This window comes from Flavobacterium sp., assembly GCF_046293665.1.
Taxonomy (GTDB): domain Bacteria; phylum Bacteroidota; class Bacteroidia; order Flavobacteriales; family Flavobacteriaceae; genus Flavobacterium.
The window spans coordinates 107,953-129,070 of record NZ_JBKBOL010000007.1 but is presented as its reverse complement, the minus strand read 5'-3'; the positions used below and the strand labels follow the sequence as shown (position 1 = coordinate 129,070).

Annotated in this window: 10 protein-coding genes; 5 read left to right on the top strand and 5 right to left on the bottom strand. The window is 35.5% G+C overall.

Annotated elements, in window-relative coordinates; translation table 11 throughout:
* The first annotated feature begins 129 nt into the window (after positions 1–129).
* Together ACK4R1_RS11055 and ACK4R1_RS11050 are read left to right on the top strand one after the other, a co-directional pair.
* A complete protein-coding gene (locus ACK4R1_RS11055) occupies positions 130–5,850 on the top strand; it encodes a GEVED domain-containing protein (RefSeq protein ID WP_409686805.1) in 5,721 nt (1,906 codons plus the stop codon).
* A 173-nt stretch (positions 5,851–6,023) separates the two neighbouring features.
* The gene (locus tag ACK4R1_RS11050) at positions 6,024–12,518 is read left to right on the top strand and encodes an MG2 domain-containing protein (protein ID WP_409686804.1); all 6,495 of its coding nucleotides are present in this window, start codon (positions 6,024–6,026) and stop codon (positions 12,516–12,518) included.
* 56 nt (positions 12,519–12,574) lie between these two features.
* Here ACK4R1_RS11050 and ACK4R1_RS11045 read toward each other — a convergent pair whose 3' ends face one another.
* A complete protein-coding gene (locus ACK4R1_RS11045; protein WP_409686802.1) occupies positions 12,575–14,725 on the bottom strand; it encodes a S46 family peptidase in 2,151 nt (716 codons plus the stop codon).
* 241 nt (positions 14,726–14,966) lie between these two features.
* Here ACK4R1_RS11045 and ACK4R1_RS11040 point away from each other — a divergent pair, with 241 nt between their 5' ends.
* Positions 14,967–15,548, top strand: a complete 582-nt coding sequence (locus ACK4R1_RS11040) for an outer membrane protein (RefSeq protein ID WP_409686800.1) — start codon at positions 14,967–14,969, stop codon at positions 15,546–15,548.
* A 49-nt stretch (positions 15,549–15,597) separates the two neighbouring features.
* Here ACK4R1_RS11040 and obgE read toward each other — a convergent pair whose 3' ends face one another.
* The 4 genes from obgE to hpt form a co-directional block, all read right to left on the bottom strand.
* Positions 15,598–16,632, bottom strand: a complete 1,035-nt coding sequence (obgE, locus tag ACK4R1_RS11035; RefSeq protein WP_409686798.1) for a GTPase ObgE — start codon at positions 16,630–16,632, stop codon at positions 15,598–15,600.
* A 90-nt stretch (positions 16,633–16,722) separates the two neighbouring features.
* Positions 16,723–17,946 carry a hemolysin family protein gene (locus tag ACK4R1_RS11030; RefSeq protein ID WP_409686887.1) on the bottom strand — a complete coding sequence of 408 codons (1,224 nt, stop codon included), beginning with the start codon at positions 17,944–17,946 and terminating at the stop codon, positions 16,723–16,725.
* 113 nt (positions 17,947–18,059) lie between these two features.
* Positions 18,060–18,632, bottom strand: coding sequence for an adenylate kinase (locus ACK4R1_RS11025; RefSeq protein WP_409686796.1), 573 nt, complete (start codon positions 18,630–18,632; stop codon positions 18,060–18,062).
* Between the two features lie 93 nt (positions 18,633–18,725).
* Positions 18,726–19,256 carry a hypoxanthine phosphoribosyltransferase gene (hpt, locus tag ACK4R1_RS11020; RefSeq protein WP_409686794.1) on the bottom strand — a complete coding sequence of 177 codons (531 nt, stop codon included), beginning with the start codon at positions 19,254–19,256 and terminating at the stop codon, positions 18,726–18,728.
* Between the two features lie 97 nt (positions 19,257–19,353).
* On the opposite strand from hpt, the gene ACK4R1_RS11015 reads away from it, so the two are divergent.
* Together ACK4R1_RS11015 and ACK4R1_RS11010 are read left to right on the top strand one after the other, a co-directional pair.
* Positions 19,354–19,887 carry a hypothetical protein gene (locus tag ACK4R1_RS11015; protein WP_409686792.1) on the top strand — a complete coding sequence of 178 codons (534 nt, stop codon included), beginning with the start codon at positions 19,354–19,356 and terminating at the stop codon, positions 19,885–19,887.
* Positions 19,888–19,930: 43 nt separating this feature from the next.
* Positions 19,931–21,088 carry a 5-(carboxyamino)imidazole ribonucleotide synthase gene (locus ACK4R1_RS11010; protein ID WP_409686790.1) on the top strand — a complete coding sequence of 386 codons (1,158 nt, stop codon included), beginning with the start codon at positions 19,931–19,933 and terminating at the stop codon, positions 21,086–21,088.
* Positions 21,089–21,118: the final 30 nt, after the last annotated feature.

Sequence of the window (21,118 nt, the reverse complement as noted above, 5' to 3'; positions counted from 1 at the left end):
ACAATACATTAAAATTGTTTAAAAACTAAATATTTACTAACATATTAACTAAAAAACAATGAATTACAGGCTAATTTCACTATATTTGATTGTCAAAATTAAATTGTTAAATGAAAATCGAACTAGTTTATGAAAAACAATTACAAAACAATATTTACTTGTTACTTAAAAGTATTCACAGTAGTCAAAAAAAGCTTTTTTTTATTTCTGTTACTAACCACAAGTTATGAAAGTTATTCTCAAGTAGTCATCACTAAACCGAACTTATCAATAAGCGTTTGTTCAGGTTACCCTTCAGGCTATAAAGTCCTTGGTGACATTGTTGTAACCGAAGCTGCCAATGGAAATTTCTCTGCCGCTACCAACCATGTAATCGACTTAGTTGCGCCAACAAATTTCGAATTTCTGGCAGGAACCGGAACAGTCGCATTTGTCGGTGGAAGAAACATAAGTGCTGCCGCTATTTCAGTAACCGCTAGTATGATCACAATAACATACAGTGTTTCAGGAACAAACAGAACAGACGCTATGACGATTAGTGGCATTCAAGTAAGGGCTACAAACACAGCAAGTACAGGAGATATCACCAGAAACACGACAAGAGTTGGAGTAACTCACGGTGCAATACTAGGATTAGTAAATGGTACAACTGTTACAAACACCCTAACATCCACTACCGGAACGGCCCCATCATCAGCTTATGCCGGAACCGATCAAACTTTAACAGCTTGCACAACTTCTACAACTTTATCAGGAAACACTCCTGCTGTTGGAACCGGAACTTGGTCAGTTGTAACAGGTACGGCTACAATTACAACCCCAAACTCTCCAACTTCTGGTGTAACAGGATTGGCTTTGGGAACATCAGCCACACTGAGATGGACTATTTCAAATGGCTCATGTGATAATTCTTTTGATGATGTTATCATTACTACCGCCTATGGCTCAAGCTGTTTGACTTATTGTTCTGTTGGAGGAAATACTCCTGCAACCTCTTATATCAGCAATGTTACTCTAAACACCATCAATCAAAACAATACTGCTTGGAATGGTTATATCAACTATTATCCAAGTATTTCAACTAATTTAATTCAATCCAACTCCTATACAATCAGCGTTACTATTTGGAACCAAACAACTTCGCAAAAGAACATCTCGGCTTGGATTGATTGGAATTTAAATGGTGTTTTCGATATTGCAACTGAAACCGTTTTATCAACAACTTCGACCGTTGCTGCTGCACAAAGCGTTACTGTCTCCAACACATTTACTGTTCCCGGAACAGCCGTAGTTGATTTGTCGAGACTAAGAGTCGAACTGGCTTTTAATGCAGAAGGTGCAGCAACTCCGTGTAACACAAATAGTCTAACTGATGCTCAGGATTATAAAATTAATGTACAAGCAATTTTACCTTGTAGTACGCCAACTGCACAAGCAACTAATCTGATTTTAACTCCGGGCGGAACCTCAGTTTTAGGAACATTTACGGCAGCTTCTCCTGCGCCTAATAGTTATTTGGTTATTAGAAATACTTCCGGAACAATTCCAACACCAGTAAATGGAACTACTTATACTATTGGAGGAACTGTTGGCGCTGGAAATACTGTAGTAGACATTGACAACGACACTACATTTACCGCTACAGGACTGACAATCAGCACCCAGTATCACTTCTTTGTATTCTCTTTTAACTCCTCTTGTACCGGTGGTCCTTTGTATTTAAACACAACGCCATTAAACGGAAACACAACAACTTTGTCTACAAATTATTGTATCCCTACCGGCAACTTAAACTGTACTACCAACGGAGATTATATTGCCAATGTAACTTTGAACACTTTAGTCAATAATACAACTTGCTCTTCAGCCGGATATACTAATTATCCTCCAACAGGAGCACAAACGACTACTGTAACTCGCGGAAACACCTACAATTTAAGTGTAGGAACAGGTATTGGAAATAAAAAACACGGATTAGCTGCATGGATTGACTTCAATCAAAACCAAGTTTTTGATGCTACGGAATACTTTACTTTTGGGAATGGCGTTATCGCTAACTCGATTAACACCATCGCAGTCGCAATCCCGGCAGGTGCCGCATTAGGTTCAACCAGAATGAGAATTAGATATGGTAGACAAACTAATATCACTTCATCATCAAGTTGTACAATGAATGGAACTTTTGGCGAAACCGAGGATTACACTATTACCATTATAGACCCTATTGTTTGTGTTGCTCCTACTTCACAACCTTCTTCCTTAATTTTAAATTCTACAGGAACTACAATAAATGGTAGCTTCACCGCCCCGAGTCCGGCTCCGAATAATTATTTAGTTGTTATAAACACTACCGGGACTACGCCAACTCCAGTCAATGGTACATCATATTCTATTGGAGGAACCGTTGGTGTCGGAAATACCGTTGTTGATAATGACTCTAATGTGACATTTTTGGCGTCAGGATTATCAGCTACCACAACCTATTATATTTTTGTTTTTGCCTATAATTCGTCTTGTACCGGTGGCCCAGCTTACAATACAACAACTCCTTTAAATGGATCAATTGCGACTATAATATCAAATTATTGTACTCCATCTGTATCCAACGGTAGAGAAGATGACAATTATTTAACTGAAGTTAGTTTTATTGGAACATTGAATGATGTTTCGAACTATTCAACTTATTCATCAACTCCACTAGGTTATCAGGATTTTACAAACTTGACGAATTTATGTCGTCAAGCCCAAGGATATGGTGTTAATGTTTCTGTTCAAGCCACCTACTCTTCCTTTATGAAGGCTTGGGTAGATTGGAATAAAGACGGAACTTTTGACAACACAACGGAGATGGTCTATAATTCAGGAACCATCTCAACAGGTTCAACCACTTTCGGATTCATTATTCCTTCCGGTCAAGCATTAGGCAATTACAGAATTCGTATTCGTGTCGATCTCAATGGCGGCTTAGGATCAACAACTTTTACACCATGTGGAAACCTCAATAACGGAGGTGAAACGGAAGATTACTTGTTCACGGTAGTAGCCAGTTGTAATGCTGCAATTACTTCTATAACTGACGGAAGAACTTGTGGACCGGGAACTGTTAATCTCGAAACTACCAGTGCTGTAGTTGTACCTACGGTATCTGAATTCAGATGGTACACCACACCAACAGGAGCAACATTAGTGGCCACAACAGCAACTGGAATTTGGACAACTCCATCTTTAAGCGCTACGACAACTTATTATGTAACGGCATACAATGGATGTGAATCGCTGACCAGAACAGCTGTAACAGCAATTGTGAGTCCGATTCCTACTCTTACTTATTTACCCGTTAATCCAACTTCTTGCGGTGAAGACGTTGGTGTTGAATTATCAGCCACCGGAGATGTAGAAGAAGTACATTTGATTAATGAAATGTTCAATTCAGGATTAGGCACTTTCACCAACACCAATATCACATCGAGTGTTCGTAATGCTGATACGCAATGGCAAAACAGAACAAGCACTTATATCCCAACAGCCATTTCAGGAGTGAACACTTGGTATCCTGCGGTTTCATCTGGCGTTACTGGTAATGGATTTGCCATGGCTACTTCAGACTTTGCTAACGCAATACCGTATGTACACAATCAAATTGCTTCATCAACTGTGAGTACAGTGAATTTCACCAGCTTAACTTTAAGTTTGAGATTGTTCTATTCTAGATATTTTATTGATGGTGCTTATCCGACAGATGAATATGCTACAATTGATGTTTCTACTAATAACGGTTCTAGTTGGATTGAAATAAAGCGCTTTACTGAAGACGTTGGAATCGGAACAAGATTTGAAACTTTAACTTATGACTTATCTGCTTACATTGGAGTGAATCAACTTAAGGTTAGGGTAAGATATTACAATAACAACTGGTGTGATGGAATAGCTGTAGATGATATTAAATTGTTTGGTAATAGACCGAATGTCAATTTAAATTGGGACACCACTATTCCGGCATTTACAGATGCTGCCTGTACCATTGCTTATGATCCTTTGACAACTGCACCTGTAATTTATGTAAAACCAACTTTAGCGCAATTAGAACTTGCCAGTTTTAATTTCAGTGTAAATGCTATTTTAGACAATGGGTGTTTAACTTCTCAAGTTATTACAGTAACAAATAAAACCAAAATTTGGAATGGAACAGACAGTCTTTGGGATGACGATGAAAATTGGATGCCATTGGGGAAACCCGACTCCAGCAACTGTATCATCATTCCCGACACGCCTCATGACCCAATCATTTCCGGAACAAATTATGAAGCTTATGGTAAAAACATAACTGTGAAAAGCGGAGGAAATTTGACCATCGAATCTAACAACAACATCACCATAACCGATGAAGTTCTTGTTAAAACCGGAGGACTATTTGACATAAAAAACAGTGCTAGTTTAATCCAAATTAATGACACCGCCATCAATAACGGATTTATAAAAATGACGCGAACAACACGTCCAATGACACGATGGGGTTATGTTTATTGGGGTACGCCTGTCGCAGAAAACATCTTTAGTCAAATCCCAAGCCAATTTGATTTGAAATACAGATGGCAATCCGGCACTTCAACTGGTGCGTGGATGAGTTTATCTTCTGTTGTTCCCGGACAAGGTTTCATTACCAGAGTAAGTAATATTGCTCCTTTTAGTACCGGTACAGGAACTATAGATTTTGTATTTCAAGGCACTCCGGGAAATGGGGCAGTAACCGTACCTGTTGATAGTTTTGACGCAAGCTCAACTGTTGCCGGTAACACCGTTTTACTTTCAAATCCGTATCCAAGCGCTATTGACGGAGAGAAATTTTTAAAATATGGTATATCACCAACAAGTCTTCCTGAAAGCAATTCAGAATTAGGAGGAACTTTATTCTTTTGGACATCAATTACATTGTATAACGGACTTGGTCCTTATAATGTTTTGGATTACGCTAGTTGGAATCTTTCAGGAGGTGTTGGAACAGCTCCTTCAACAGACCCTTCTAATGCAAGTTTAAAACCAAATGGAAAAATTGCAGCAGGGCAAGGTTTCTTTGCTCAAGTTTATGCTGATGGTAACATTACATTCAACAACAGCATGCGGGTAATGAATGATAATAACCAGTTTTTCAGAACCTCCAACTTCACTACTGATTCTGAAAATAGTTCTGAAAACAACAGAATCTGGCTAAACCTATACAGCGACAATACATTCCGACAGATGATGGTTAATTATAAGGCAGAAGCTACAAATGGTTTCGACACCTATTATGATGGTGTAAGCTTTACAAACAACGAGATAAACCTCTATTCTATTTTAAATGATAAAAGCTTGGCAATCCAAGGAAGAGCATTACCATTTGATGAAAACGATGTAGTTCCTTTAGGCTACAAAATCACTAATCCGGGTATGTATTCAATTGCAGTGGATGAATTAGACGGATTGTTTTTAGGAGATCAAACCATTTACTTGAGAGACAATTTACTTTCTATTGACCATAATATCAAACAAAGTCCATACACCTTTAATTCGGTTGCTGGTACTTTTGAAAATAGATTTGAAATAGTATATGTTACCAATGCCTTAAACGTAAACAATCCGGACAACAGTAATACTTTTGCAACAATTTCTAATAATACTATCAAAGTGACCTCGAGTGAATTTATTGAATCTGTTAAGATTTTTGACATTTCAGGAAAATTAATCAATCACTACAATCTGTCGAATGCATCAAAACAACTCTCAGACAGTTTCAATTATCCTAATGGCATTTATATAGCTGAAATCAAACTCGAGAATGATATAGTAGTGAAAAAGAAATTGATTCATTAAAACACTCATTTAACCCATAAAAAAAACGTCCCAATTGCTCGGGACGTTTTTTATTTGCAATCATGACAAATTTTAGCTAAAATCTTTTAAAAAATAGTACTTTAGAAAATCTTTAAAAGTTTTCCAACCTTTCTTAAGTTTTGTCACTCTATACAATAAAGAAAAAAAATTTTATGAAATATATATACACTACCATTCTATTCTTTATTTTTTCATTTGGCTTCACTCAAAACTTTGACAAAAACTGGGACAAGGTAATCCAACTTGAAAATGAAGGAAAAATAAAATCCGCCAACGAAATTGTAACAAAAATTCAATCTAAAGCTAATAGCACTAAAAACGAAGTGCAACTTATAAAAACATTTTTCTATTCTTCAAAATACATGCTGACTTTGGAAGAAGATGCTCAAAGAAAAATAATTCTCAATCTTCAAGACAGAATTACCAAAGCTCCAATTGCTTCAAAAGCAATCCTTAATTTAATTTATGCACGATGTTTAAAATCATATCTAGACAAAAATCAAAATAAAATCTATAGCCGAACTAAACGAGACACTATTGAAATTAGAGATTTTATCACTTGGAGTTTAAATGATTTTGAAAGTCAAATAAACAGTGCCTACACTAATACTTTAAAAGAAGTTGAAATATTAAAAAATACACCCTTAAAACAATATGATCCTATTTTTGATTACTTCCAAATAGAAAAATTCAACAACACTACATTATATGACTATTTAATACGGGCGAATATTGATTACTATATTCAAAAAATCAACCACTGGGAAATGCAAGATTTCCAATTCTCGAATTACAATATGAATTTATTGGGAAATAACGAAGAATTTAATTCGTTAAAACTAACCAATATAAAAAGTCCGTCTGTAACAAAAGTACTCGAGTTATATCAAAAAGCAAATCTAAAAACAACTCCATCTGAACTCGAATTAGATCGTCTATTATTTTGCAACAAATATATAATTAAGAAAGACCATGAACTTTTAAAGAGACTTGACAATTTACAAAAACAATCAAAAGACAACCATCTAACCCAAAAAATCCAACTTGAGAAAGCTATACTATATAAAAATTCAGCTTCAAAAAAGGATTTTAAAAATTACAACGCTAAAGCTTTAAGTATCTTGGATAGTATCATAGCTATTCCAAACAAATCAAATGCAGTCAAAAAAGGAATTCAGCAAAAAAATTGGATAATCTCGAAAGAGCTTGACCTAAACATGTTGCAATATACTTACGAGAAAGAAAAAACGAGAGCACAAATTCATTTCAAAAATGTAGATTCAATACAGATCTCATTTTACAAAGTAAACAGCAAAATTTTCCATGCCGATTTGACTAATGATAGTATAGTAAAAAATCACAAATCCAAGAGCAAAAAAAACATCTCTAAGAAATATTATTTACCAAACCAAAAGGATTATTTCAACTACAGCACAGAGGTTCTTTTTCCCGAACTAGAATTGGGAAATTATATTGTTTTAGTTGAAGACTTGAGCGAAATAAAATCGAAATCAATCTACAAAAAAATCACCGTAACTAATTCAACACTGTTGAGTTACCAAAAAGAAAATAAACTGTATTTTCAAACTATCCACAGAAAAACAGGCCAACCAATTGTCGATTGTCAAATAAAAAGTGATTATTTCGATTTAAAAACAAACGAAAAGGGAATTGCCTTTTTTAAACTTGACCATCAAAAGAAAGACTATAAGTTTCAAGATAAAAAAATTGCAGTAATCCATCTAAATGACACAATTCAGGTACTCGGCAACTATATTAGACAATATTATTCAGATTACGACTCTGAAATTGAAGCCAAAGTAAATTTCTATCTCGATAGAGCAATATATCGTCCGGGTCAAACAGTTTATTTCAAAGGCATTGCGACACAAACGTTGCATAATGAACAAAAAATATTGCCCAATTTTTTACTAAAAGTCATTGTAGAAGATGCCAATGGAGACGAACTCAAATCATTTGAACTAACTACTAATGAATTTGGATCTTTTGTTGGCGAATTTGTACTGCCAAAAAATGGCATAACCGGACAATACAATCTAAGTATTGAAGAACCAGATGATTACGAAAAAGACGCGCTTTACAATACCATATTGGAAGAGCATCCTATTTGGGACAATGGAGAAATGAATGACTCTTATACGTATTTTAGTGTAGAAGAATACAAACGCCCTAAGTTTGAAACCAAATTTGAACCCGTTACAGAAACTTATACCGTAAACCAAAAAATAAAAGTTGTAGGAATAGCGAAAGCCTTTGCAGGAAGTAAAATATCCGACGCTAAAGTAACTTATACAGTTGAAAGAAAATCGTTTAACAATTGGAGAGATGATTGGTCAAATGATGAAGAAACACTAGTTTCATCGGAAACAAAAACCGATGCTGATGGTAAATTTAATATTGAATTCGATGCCATTCCGGCTAAAGATTATCCCAGAGAGAATCTGCCAACGTTTAACTATGTAATCACAGCCGATGTAACTGATAATAATGGAGAAACTCACTCAGCAAATACCATTGTTAAAGTAGGTTATCACACTTTAAAATTAGAAGTATTGATACCTTCCATCTTGAACTCCAATGAAAAAGGAAACATGTTGATAAACAGTACTAACCTCAATAATCAATTCATTCCCGTAGAAGGAGAAATAAAAATATATTATCAGAAAGCATTCCTTAATAAATTCAAAAAAAGAGTTTTCAATCAACCGGAAATAAAATCTATTTCTGATTCAGATTTTGAAAAACTGTTCCCATATGAAAATAATGAAGAAGCAACTGAGAGTAACATCAATGGATTATTAGTTTACACAAAAAAAATCAACACTGCAAAGGAAAAAACGCTGCCATTAAATTTTATTTCTAATTATAAATCAGGGCATTACAAAGTAGTTTTTTCAGCCAGTGATCAATTCAATAATCCGATTGAAACCTCAACTGATTTTCAACTTTTCCAAAAGAAAACTAATAATGTTCCAGAAAACAGTTTGGTAACAATCGAACAAGTCAACGAAAATCCGATAAAAGATGGCTTTGCCAAAATATTGATTAAAACCGCTTTACCGGAATTGAATCTTTCGCTTAGTGCCCATTTTCAAGACAGTCTCATATACGAAAATGATATTATGGTGAAAAACCACCAACAAGAAATTAGAATCCCAATTGCAAATTATGTGCGCAAAGGATTTAAACTCACCGTTGAAAATGTATTTGAAAATCAATATTTTAGAACAGATAAAATAATTGTACTTAAAGAAGATGTTCCCAAAATTAGTTTCGAAATCGAAAGCTTCAGAAATAAATTAGAACCGGGAAATGAGGAAAATTGGTCTTTCAAAATCAAAGAAAACAATGCTAAATTAGAAGCTGAAGTCTTGGCTTCTATGTATGATGCTTCATTAGACCAATTTAAAACTACCCAATGGAATACCTTGAAAAATAATGAGAGAATATCTCATAATTACTATGGCAAAACAGAGCTTAGCAACGGGATGCAATATTTTCAAATAAACTATCAGAATCAAAACAATAAAAGATTCGAATATCAAAATGAAAGTACCCAACTAATGTGGTTCGGTTTTGACATAAACAATACCAACAATCCAAGTGTTCTCAAGGAATACCAAAAGCAAATTACCAAAAAAGCAATAAAACCAACCAATTCCAAACTAATAACCGGAATAGTTTCGGATAGAACCGGACCGTTACCCGGAGCGAACATAGTTATAAAAGGAACTAACAGAAGTACCCAAGCTGACTTTGATGGCTATTACGAAATTGAAGCTGCCGTTGGCGAAGTACTCATTATTTCTTTTACAGGTTATAATAATAGAATTGCAGTTGTAAACACCAATGAAATAAATGTAAACTTGATAGATGGCGGTGTAAAATTAGATCAAGTAGTAGTAGAAGCATATAGAAACACTACTAAATCATCAACGATAGTCGCGCAAGCTACGGTTAATTCTGAAACTATTGAAAACCGACCAAATGCCTCATTTATTCAAACATTACAAGGTCAAATAGCCGGTTTAAACATAACCACAGGAACAGGTTCACCAGGAAGCGGAACTAGTATTATAATAAGAGGTGTTGGTGCAATTACTTCAAATTCAGAACCATTATATGTGGTAGATGGTGTTCCAATCTCAAGAGATGCATTTTTAAAATTAAATCCGAATGACATTGCAGATGCCAAAGTACTTAAAGACGCTGCTGCGACAAGCATTTACGGCAATAGAGGAAGCAATGGTGTAATTATTATCAGTACCCTAAAAGCTATAGAAGAGTTAACCCAAGTTAAAACCCGAACCAACAGAAACGAAACCGCTTTTTTCTTTCCTCAAATTCGAACCGATAAAGAAGGGAAAATAAGTTTTAAATTCAATGCGCCTGAAGAACTAACAGAATGGAAACTTCGCTTATTAGCACACAATAAAAAAGCACTTACAGGCTATTTAGAAAAAAGTGTGGTAACCCAAAAAGAATTAATGGTTTTCCCTAATATGCCAAGATTTTTTAGAGAAAATGACACTATCGTTATTTCGGCAAAAGTGGCTAATCTAACTCCCGAACTCAAAACCGGCATGGCCATTTTACAACTCTTTGATGCTACAACTATGGAAAACATCGATACCAAAACAAAGAATATTGATGCTATTCGCAACTTTACCATTACGCCTTCCGGCAATAGTGTTGTGAGTTTGAAGATAACAGTCCCGCAAGGTTTACAAGGATTACAATACAAAGTAATTGCCAAAGCAGGGAATTATTCTGATGGTGAAGAAAGTATTTTGCCGGTATTGACGAATAACATTTTAGTGACCGAAACGATTCCGGTTTGGGTCAGAGAAAACAGTAAGAAAGAATATGTGTTGACTAATTTAAAAAACAACACTTCCGCTACATTGCGCCACCATTTGTTTACTTTGGAATACACGAGTAATCCAACTTGGATTGCTATTCAATCTTTACCTTATTTGATGGAATATGAACATGATTGTGCCGAACAATTATTTTCTAAATATTATGCCAATGTCTTGGCCTCAGAGGTTATCAATAACAATCCAAAAATAGCCAACGTTTTTGAACAATGGAGAAAATCAGGAAAACCAATTTCTAAATTGGAACAAAACGAAGAGTTAAAATCGTTACTTTTAGCCGAAACACCATGGATGAATGATGCCCAAAGTGAAGAAGAAAAGCGAAAAAATATGGCTGTACTTTTCGATTTAGAGAAAACCAAATCCAATGAAGAAGCCATCCTCCATAAAATAAAAGAAAAACAAAAACCTTCCGGTGGCTTTGCTTGGTTTGATGGCGGAAATGAAAACGAATACATTACAAGACACATCCTCAGTGGATTAGGACATCTTCAAAAGTTAAAGATTAAAAAAGAAACCATCGATAGCTTCACCGGAATTACAAAAAAAGCCATTAATTATTTAGACAATAAATACTTGGATAACAATAATATTTCAAAAGATTATAAAATTTGGAATACACAATATGCCGATTTACATTATTTATACATGAGAACATTTTATTTAGAAAGTAATCCGATAAACGAAAAAATTAAAGCTATCTCAACCAAACAGTTGCAAAGTATAAAAACAGATTGGCGAACTTATTCCATTCATAACAAAGCACTAGCCGCAATGGTCTTAAATCGATTCGGAGATAAAACTACGGCCAAAAAAATCATCGAAAGCCTGAAAGAAACATCAGTCGCAAATGAAGATTCAGGGATGTATTGGATTGAAAATAAAACCGGTTGGTATTGGTACCAATCACCAATAGAAACCCAAGCGTTATTAATTGAAGCATTCGCCGAAATCACTAATGACAATAAATCCGTTGAGGCAATGAAGGTTTGGCTTTTGAAAAACAAACAAACCAAAAATTGGGAAACCACCAAAGCTACTACTGAAGCAATCTATGCATTATTATACCAAGGAAGTGATTGGTTATCGGTAAAAGACAATACCAAAATAAAAATTGGCAATAATAAAATCCTAACCACAAAACTAACAGAAAACGAAAAAGAAGCTGAAACCGGTTATGTAAAAATGAATTGGAAAGCTGATGAAATCAATAATGATATGGCAAATGTTTCTTTTGAAAATAATTCGAAAGTACCCAATTACGGTGGTATTTATTGGCAATATTTTGAAGATTTAGATCAAATAAAATCGAGTGATAAAAGCGTAATGTCCGTTACAAAAGAATTGTACCTAAAGAAAAACACAAATGAAGGGAAACAATTGGAAAAAATCACTTCCAAAAATCCTTTGAAAATTGGCGATTTAGTAACGGTAAGGTTGGTGATTGAAACCAAAGAAGATATGGAATTCATACATTTAAAAGATATGAGAGCTTCTTGCTTTGAGCCGGTTGACATACTTTCTAAATATGAATGGAAGGAAAGAACCAGTTATTATAAAAGTACGAAAGACGCGGCAACCCATTTCTTTTTTGATAATGTAAACCAAGGAACTTATGTGATTGAATATGACATTCGAGTAAACAACAAAGGCGATTTTTCGAACGGAATTACAACCATAGAAAGTATGTACGCGCCTGAATTCACTAGCCATACTAAAGGTATCAGAATCAAGGTAACTGAATAAAAAAAAAACGTCCCAATTGCTCGGGACGTTTTTTTAATATATAAACTAAGGTGAAATTATTTAATCAAAGTCATTTCATCAACAATGTGCTTTGCTCCTGAGAAATTCTCAATTACCCATAACACATAACGAATATCAACATTGATGGTTCTTTGTAATTTACTATCAAAGATTACGTCACCGGCCATAGCTTCAATATTTCCGTCAAAAGCCAAACCGATTAATTCGCCTTTACCATTCAATACCGGTGAACCTGAATTTCCACCTGTAATATCGTTATCCGTCAAGAAATTCACGTGAAGACTTCCGTCTTTATCAGCAAATCTACCGTAGTTTTTAGCTTTATTCATCTCCAAAACTTTAACCGGCAAATCAAACTCTTGGTCACCTTTTTTGTATTTCTTAACTTGACCGTCAAGCGTAGTGTAGTTGTTAATTTTAGCATCATTGCGTTTATCCGCCGGTAACGAACGTACTTTTCCGTAAGTCAAACGCATCGTTGAATTAGCATCAGGATATTTGATAGAAGCAATTTTTGACTCTCTTAAACCTTCTACTAATAATCGGAATGAAGCACTGTAATCATTTTGTGCTTTAGTGATTTCGTCAGATTTTGAGTTGAAATGAGTAATCATATCATTTGACAATACAAACAAAGGATCATTTTCTAAAACACCTTGACTAGGAATAACCAAGAATGCTTTAATTCTGTCTAGAGAAGTAAAAATACTCATGTCGAAAGCCGCATTTACATATTTTGTAAAGTCGTTGTTGTTTTCGTCAGCAATCTTTTTTACTGCAGGCGCAATTGCATAACCGGTTGATTTAGTAGCATACACTTTCAATTGCGCTGCCAATAAATCTCTTTCTGCCGGAACATGTAATTCTTTGTACATTTCAGTAGCCATTTCCTCAATAGCCGGAGCCATTTGTGCACGTTTAGCTGCATCTGCTTTAACGTAATTCTCAAGTTGTCTTCCTAAAGTTCTTCCGATGGTTCCAAAAGAAGTAGTTCTGAACAATTGTGTTAAATAGTTATCATGTCTTGATTTCTCATTGGTCAAAGCGTAAAACTTATTGATATTGGAAACTACATTACCATATTTAGCCTTGTTGGCTGGTTTGTTTGCCCAAGTATTGAATTTAGCTTCTTGAGCTGCTTTTGTTTTAGCGGTACCAAATTTGGTCAAAGCATCAATCATTCCTTGACGGTTTTTCCAATAATTTGCAGTTGAAGCATACTTTGAAGCATAAACCAAGTTCAATGCATCACTTTGGTCCATGTATTTTTTCATGTTGTCCATACCGGTTTTAGCACCTTCAACCCAAGCAGGATAAGCAAATTTTACGTTTTGCTCAATTCCGCTAGCTGGCATCCAACGGTTGGTTCTACCAGGATAACCTAAAATCATAGCAAAGTCATTTTCTTTTACACCACCAATATTAACCGGTAAATAGTGTTTTGGTTGTAACGGAACATTGCTTTCTGAATAATCAGCCGGATTTCCGTCTTTGTCAGCATATACTCTAAACATAGAGAAATCGGCCGTGTGACGTGGCCATTCCCAGTTATCAGTATCACCTCCAAATTTCCCTAAACTTTCCGGTGGCGTTCCTACCAAACGAACATCTTTGTAATCTTGGTAAACGAAATAGTAATATTCATTGCCTTGGAAAAAAGGACGAACAGAAACGGTGTATTTTCCACCGGCATTGTTTTCTTTTTCAATTTTAGCGATTTCAGCATTGATGGCTTTTTCTCTATCTGCTTCGCTCATTCCAGGCGTAACAACTGCTAAAATACGTTTGGTACAGTCATCCATTCTTACGAAAAAACGAACAAACAAACTAGCTGGTTTGATTTCCGCTTTTCTGTTTTCTGCCCAAAAACCATCTTTCAATAAGTTTTTCTCAGCAGTAGATAATTCTGCAATCGCGTCATAACCACAGTGGTGATTGGTTAAAACCAAACCATCTTTAGAAATAATTTCCGCAGTACAACCTCCGTTGAATTGCACAATAGCATCTTTCAAACTGTGATTGTTGATACTGTAAATCTCTTCGGCTGTCAATTGCAAGCCCATTTTTTGCATGTCTCGGTGGTTCAATCTTTCGAGAAACATCAAAAACCACATTCCTTCGTCAGCTTTTACACTCGTTGGAACAAGCATGATAGCTGCAATCAAGGATAAAATAATTTTCTTCATTGTTATGTTATAAAAGTTAATAGTCTGAATGTTAATAGTCTATCTGAAAAAAATACTTGTTATATCAAATAGTCTAAAAACGACTGCGAAGATACTTTTTTTTGAGGAAATGAATTTAAAATTTTGTTAAAAAACTACAACGATATAGTGATTGCATATCTTAATTAATTGTTCCAGCATAATGACATAAGGTTTCTCTTTAAAAATTATTTTTTTTACTTTAGCCCAATAAACCTTACTCATGAAAAAAATTATCTCTTCATTACTTTTATTTTTTGCTTTACAAGCATTCTCACAAGAAAAAACTTCTATTGAACTGAATTACCCAATTCCATCCGGCGACAACTTTATAAGCAACTATGATGGTTTGGTTGATGTGGGTATAAAATATAGATTTTCAGACAAGGAAGCTTTTGCCTTTGGTGTTTCCTTAAATGCCAATTATTTAACTTATAGCTTAAACGGTTCTGATATTAGTTTTAAAACTAAAAATTATAATTTTCAACCTCGAATATTTGGTGAGCTTAAACTAAAAGGCATTCCGAGATTACATCCTGCGCTTGGTTTAGGCTATACTTTTATGCAATTCAATTCGAGTGGTAGTGCTTTTGATGAAGAAATAGGCGAAATCAATAGTAATGAGTCAGAAAGTTTAAGTGGCTTAAATTACAATATCTCTTTTTCCTTTGACATTACTAAAAAAGTGTTTGCACAAGTTCAGTATGATGGCATAAAATTGAGTAGTACTCCTGAAGGTGTTCCGGACTCCAAATACAATACAACCGCCAATTTCATAAAACTAGGTTTAGGATACCGATTTTAATTTCTATAACCACAAAAAAATCCCGCCATTTTTGACGGGATTTTTTTATTTATATACCATGACTATTTTCAGGTTCTTGGGTATCTACATTGAGCATCTCCCAAAGCTTATCTTTCAACTCCGTCAAACCTTGATTGGCTACCGAAGAAATAAACATATAAGGAATTCCTTTAAAGTCTTTGTCTAATTGTTTGCGCATTTCTGCTTTTAATTCGTCGTCTAACATATCGCTTTTGGAAACCACAATTAAACGGTCTTTATCGAGCATTTCCGGGTTGTAACGACGTAATTCATCTAACAAAATTTCATATTCCTTTTTGATATCATCCGCATCGGCCGGAACTAAGAATAACAAAGTTGAATTTCTTTCGATATGTCTCAAAAAGTAATGTCCTAGACCTTTACCTTCGGCAGCGCCTTCAATGATTCCGGGAATATCTGCCATCACAAAAGACTTGAATTCTCTGTAAGCAACAATGCCTAAATTTGGTTTTAAAGTCGTAAACGGATAATCGGCAATCTTGGGTTTGGCAGAAGTGAGCACTGATAATAAAGTCGATTTTCCGGCATTCGGAAAACCTACTAAACCAACATCGGCTAAGACTTTCAACTCTAAAATCACGTCCAATTCTTCCGCCGGCATTCCGGGTTGGGCGTATCTTGGTGTTTGATTCGTTGAGCTTCTGAAATGCCAGTTGCCTAAACCTCCTTTACCTCCTTTGATCAAAATTCTTTCTTCGCCATGTTCCGTGATTTCGAATAAAATCTCATCGGTTTCTTTATCTCGAACAACGGTTCCTAAAGGCACTTCGATTATTTTATCTTCTCCATCATGACCCGTACTTCTTGAACTTCCTCCATCGCCACCGTGTCCGGCTTTGACGTGACGGGCAAATTTTAAGTGAAATAAGGTCCACAGACTTTTATTTCCTTTCAATATAATATGACCGCCGCGACCTCCATCACCACCATCGGGTCCACCTTTTTCAATAAATTTCTCTCGGTGTAGATGCGAAGAACCCTTTCCTCCTTTTCCGGAAGAAACATAAATTTTTACGTAGTCTACAAAATTTCCTTCTGTCATAATTTCAGTATTCAGTCTCAGTATTCAGTCTCAGTTTCGCTATTTAATTTACAACTTTCTGCAAACTGCGACTGGGACTGTCAACTTATTTCACTCTTTAATCGCTTTCACAAGCACTTTATCAATCTTTACGCCATCCATATCGATGACTTCTAATTCAAATTTGTTCCAAATGAGTTTCTCACCTGTTTTGGGAATATTACCTAATTCGGTCATAATTAAACCGCTAAGTGTGGTTACATCATAGTCATTTATCAATTCATCCATATCGAAATACGTCAAGAAATCGTGTAACGAATAATGTCCATCAACCAACCACGTTCCGTCTTCTCGGGGAATTAATTTGAATTCATCTTCATAAAAATCGGCGGCATCACCTACCAAAGCCTCTAAAATATCATTCAGCGTAATAATCCCTTGGAAAACACCATATTCGTCGGTTACCAAAGCATAATGCACTTTTGATTTTTTGAAATTTTCCAACGCTTTATACGCTGAAGTATGCTCAATCAAATACACCGGATCTTTAGTAATATTTTTTAAATCGAATGGCCCTTTTTCAAAACTGGCAAACAAATCTTTCAGCAAAACGACTCCCACAACATCATCCAAATTCTCATGACAAACCGGATAAACCGAGTGCAATTCGTCTAACACTTTAGCCTTTAATTCTTCGATTGTATCGTCATAAGAAAGATATACAATCGATTTTCGATGTGTCATTAAAGAGTTTACTTTTCTATCTCCAATGTGGAAAACACGTTCCACTATATCTTGTTCAATCTCTTGTACTTCGCCACCTTCAGTTCCTTCTTTGATAATGGCTTTGATTTCTTCTTCGGTTACTTTCCCGTCGGCAGTTGGTTTAATTTTTAAAACATCTAAAATAAAATCCGTTGAAACCGTCAGTAACCAAATGAACGGCATAGTAACTATAGATACCATTTTCATTGGAACCGCTACTGCTTTGGCAATGGCTTCGGGATAATTCAACCCTATTCTTTTGGGCAATAATTCGCCTAAAACCAAAGAGAAAAAGGTCAAAATAACCACCACAATTCCCACCGCAACACTATGACCAAATGGTTTTAAAAATTCAAAACTCTCAACAAATAGTTGAACATCTGAGGTGATTTTATCGCCCGAATAAATACCGGTCAAAATTCCGATTAAAGTAATTCCGATTTGTACGGTTGATAAAAATTTATTGGGAGAATTGGCTAAGTCTAAAGCGACTTTAGCATTCGTATTTCCTTTCTTCGCCGCCGTTTCTAACCGGTTTTTGCGTGCCGATATCAGAGCTATTTCCGACATCGAAAAAACACCGTTTAACAGGATTAAAAAAAGAATAATGAGTATCTCCATTTTGAGTTATAAGTTATAAGTTATAAGTTATGAGTATATAACCTTCTAACCAAAAATTTCAATTATAAATTGTCTATTACTTTGCTTAAACGCTCTGTTACTTCTTCGATTGAACCAATTCCGTTTACGGCGTGAAACTTACCTTGCGCATCGTAATAATCCATCAAAGGTGCGGTTTTTTCGTTGTATTCTTGGTAACGGTTACGGATTTTTTCCTCATCTTGATCATCTGGCCTGCCCGAAGTTTTTCCTCTTTCCAACAAGCGCTGCACTAAAATTTCATCATCAGCTTCCAAAGCTACCGTAGCGGTGATGTTTTGTCCTTTTGATGCTAAGAATTTGTCCAAAGCTTCTGCTTGCGCAATGGTTCTCGGGAAACCGTCAAATAAAAATCCTGCACATGTTGGGTTTTTATCCACTTCACTTTGCAACATTTGAATCGTTACTTCATCGGGAACCAAATCACCTTTATCCATGAAAGTCTTGGCTAATTGGCCTAATCCAGTATTATTTTTAATATTAAATCTGAAAATATCTCCTGTAGAAAGATGAGTCAAATTGTATTTTCCTTTTAAAAATTCAGCTTGTGTGCCTTTTCCTGCACCTGGTTTTCCGAAAAGAACGATGTTAATCATTTTAGTAGTTATGAGTTATGAATTATAAGTTATGAATTAAATATCAGCTTGTTACGATTATTCTTTAACCGATAACAGATAACTGACAACTTTTTATTGTGCCAATTGGTAAACGTCGGGCAAATTTCTCCCTAAACCATCGTAATCTAAACCGTAACCAACGATGAATTTGTTTGGAATTCTGATCCCAACGTAATCAATTTTGATGTCTTTTTTATAAGCCTCCGGCTTGAAGAATAAGGTCGCTATTTTTAAATGCTTCACTTTTTTTTCTTTGAAGATGACTTTTAATTCTTCGATAGTGTTTCCTGTGTCAACGATATCTTCTACGATTACCATCGTTCTACCTTCTAAATCTTGATTCAAACCGATTAATTGTTTTACATCATTCGTGGTTTGCGTGCCTTCATACGAAGCCATTTTCACAAAACTCACTTCACACATCCCGCGATACTTCTTCATCAAGTCACTCAAAACCATGAAAGCACCATTCAAAACACCTATAAAAACCGGAACATCGTCAAAAAAATCGTCGTCCATTTGCTTGGCCATATTTGCAATCGCAAAATCAATTTCTTCTGAAGAAATAAACGGCTCGAAAGTTTTATCGTGTAGGTGTATCATTTTGGATTGAATTTTAAATAAGGTGCAAATTTACGCAAGTATTAAGTATCAAGTAGCAAGTATTTTAACTTTTTTGCAAAATTGGTATATTTACGAAATGAATCCCGATTACTATAAAACCATCGCCAACAGTACAGCTCATCGAAAAAGCAGAGACGATAATAAGAATTTTGTCTTTCAAAACCCTGAATATTTAAAAGATTTACTCGAAATCAGCTTTAACACTAAGGATAAAAACCACCACAAAGCTTGTTGGATTTTAGAATTGGTTTTTGAAGAAAAGCTTGAACTAATCCAACCTCATCTGGAAGATTTTTGCCAAAATTTAAAGTGCTATACTTCTGATTCTGCCATCCGTTCTTTGTCGAAAATTTGTTTGTTTTTGGCGCAAAGTAAAAAAATAACCTTAACCGAAACCCAAGAAGAAAAGATTATCGAAGCTTGTTTAGACTGGCTGATTCAAACCGACAAAGCTGCTAATGCTGCTTACAGCATGAGAGCTTTATACTATTTGGGTAAAAAATATTCCTGGATAAACGAAGAATTGAAACTCATTTTATCCCGAGAATTCGAAAACCAAACACCCGGATATCGCTCCGCAGTGAAAGACCTTTTAAAACGATTGCGATAGTTTTACGGATTACTTATCTTTGCGCCACAACTACAACAACACTATGAATTACTTTTCCTCCGATTTTAAACTCGGCATCCTCGGTGGCGGACAATTAGGCAAAATGATTTTGGCCGAAACCCGAAAGTTCGACATTCAAACCTATGTACTCGACTCCAGCGAAGAAGCACCAAGTCGTTTTGGTGCACACGCTTTTTACCAAGGCAGTTTGATGGATTTTGATACCGTGTACCAATTTGGCAAACTGGTTAATTTACTAACTATCGAAATTGAGAATGTCAATCTCGATGCTTTGGATAAACTGGAAGCCGAAGGTTTACCGGTTTTCCCTTCGCCAAAAACGTTGCGAATGATCCAAAACAAAGGAAAGCAGAAAGATTTTTACGTATCTAACAATATTCCAACTTCACCACACCAACGTTTTGTAGATTTAAACGATTTGAAAAAATCCATTGAAAAAGACGAATTAGCATTTCCATTTGTATGGAAATGTGCCCAATTTGGTTATGATGGCAACGGAGTAAAAATTGTGCGTTCAGCTATTGATTTAATTAACTTACCCGATGTAGAATGTATTGCCGAGCAAATGGTTCCTTTTAAAAATGAGTTAGCGGTTATCGTTGCTCGTTCGGTTTCAGGTGAAGTAAAAACTTATCCTGTAGTGGAAATGGAATTCCATCCCGAAGCCAACCAAGTAGAATATGTAATCTGTCCGGCACGAATTGATGAAAAAGTAGCGCAAAAAGCCACCGAAATTGCACTACAAGTTTCAGAAGCATTTAACCACGTTGGATTGCTTGCAGTAGAAATGTTCCAAACTGCTGACGATGAAATATTGGTCAATGAAGTCGCGCCAAGACCACACAATTCGGGTCATTACAGCATCGAAGCGAGTTACACTTCGCAGTTTGAAAACCATTTGCGCGCTATTTTAAATTTACCTTTGGGCAACACCGCTAGCAAAGTAGCCGGAATTATGGTAAATTTGGTGGGCGAAGAAGGTTTTTCAGGACAAGTCGTTTACGAAAATATCGAAAAGATTATGGCCATTGAAGGCGTAACGCCACACATTTACGGCAAACGTGAAACCCGTCCGTTCCGAAAAATGGGACATGTTACCATTGTCAATGAAGATATGACTGAAGCGAGAAAGATTGCGGAAGAAGTAAAAAATAGTATCAGAGTGATCAGTGTTCAATAGACACTAAAAACAACTTGAAACTTGAAACTT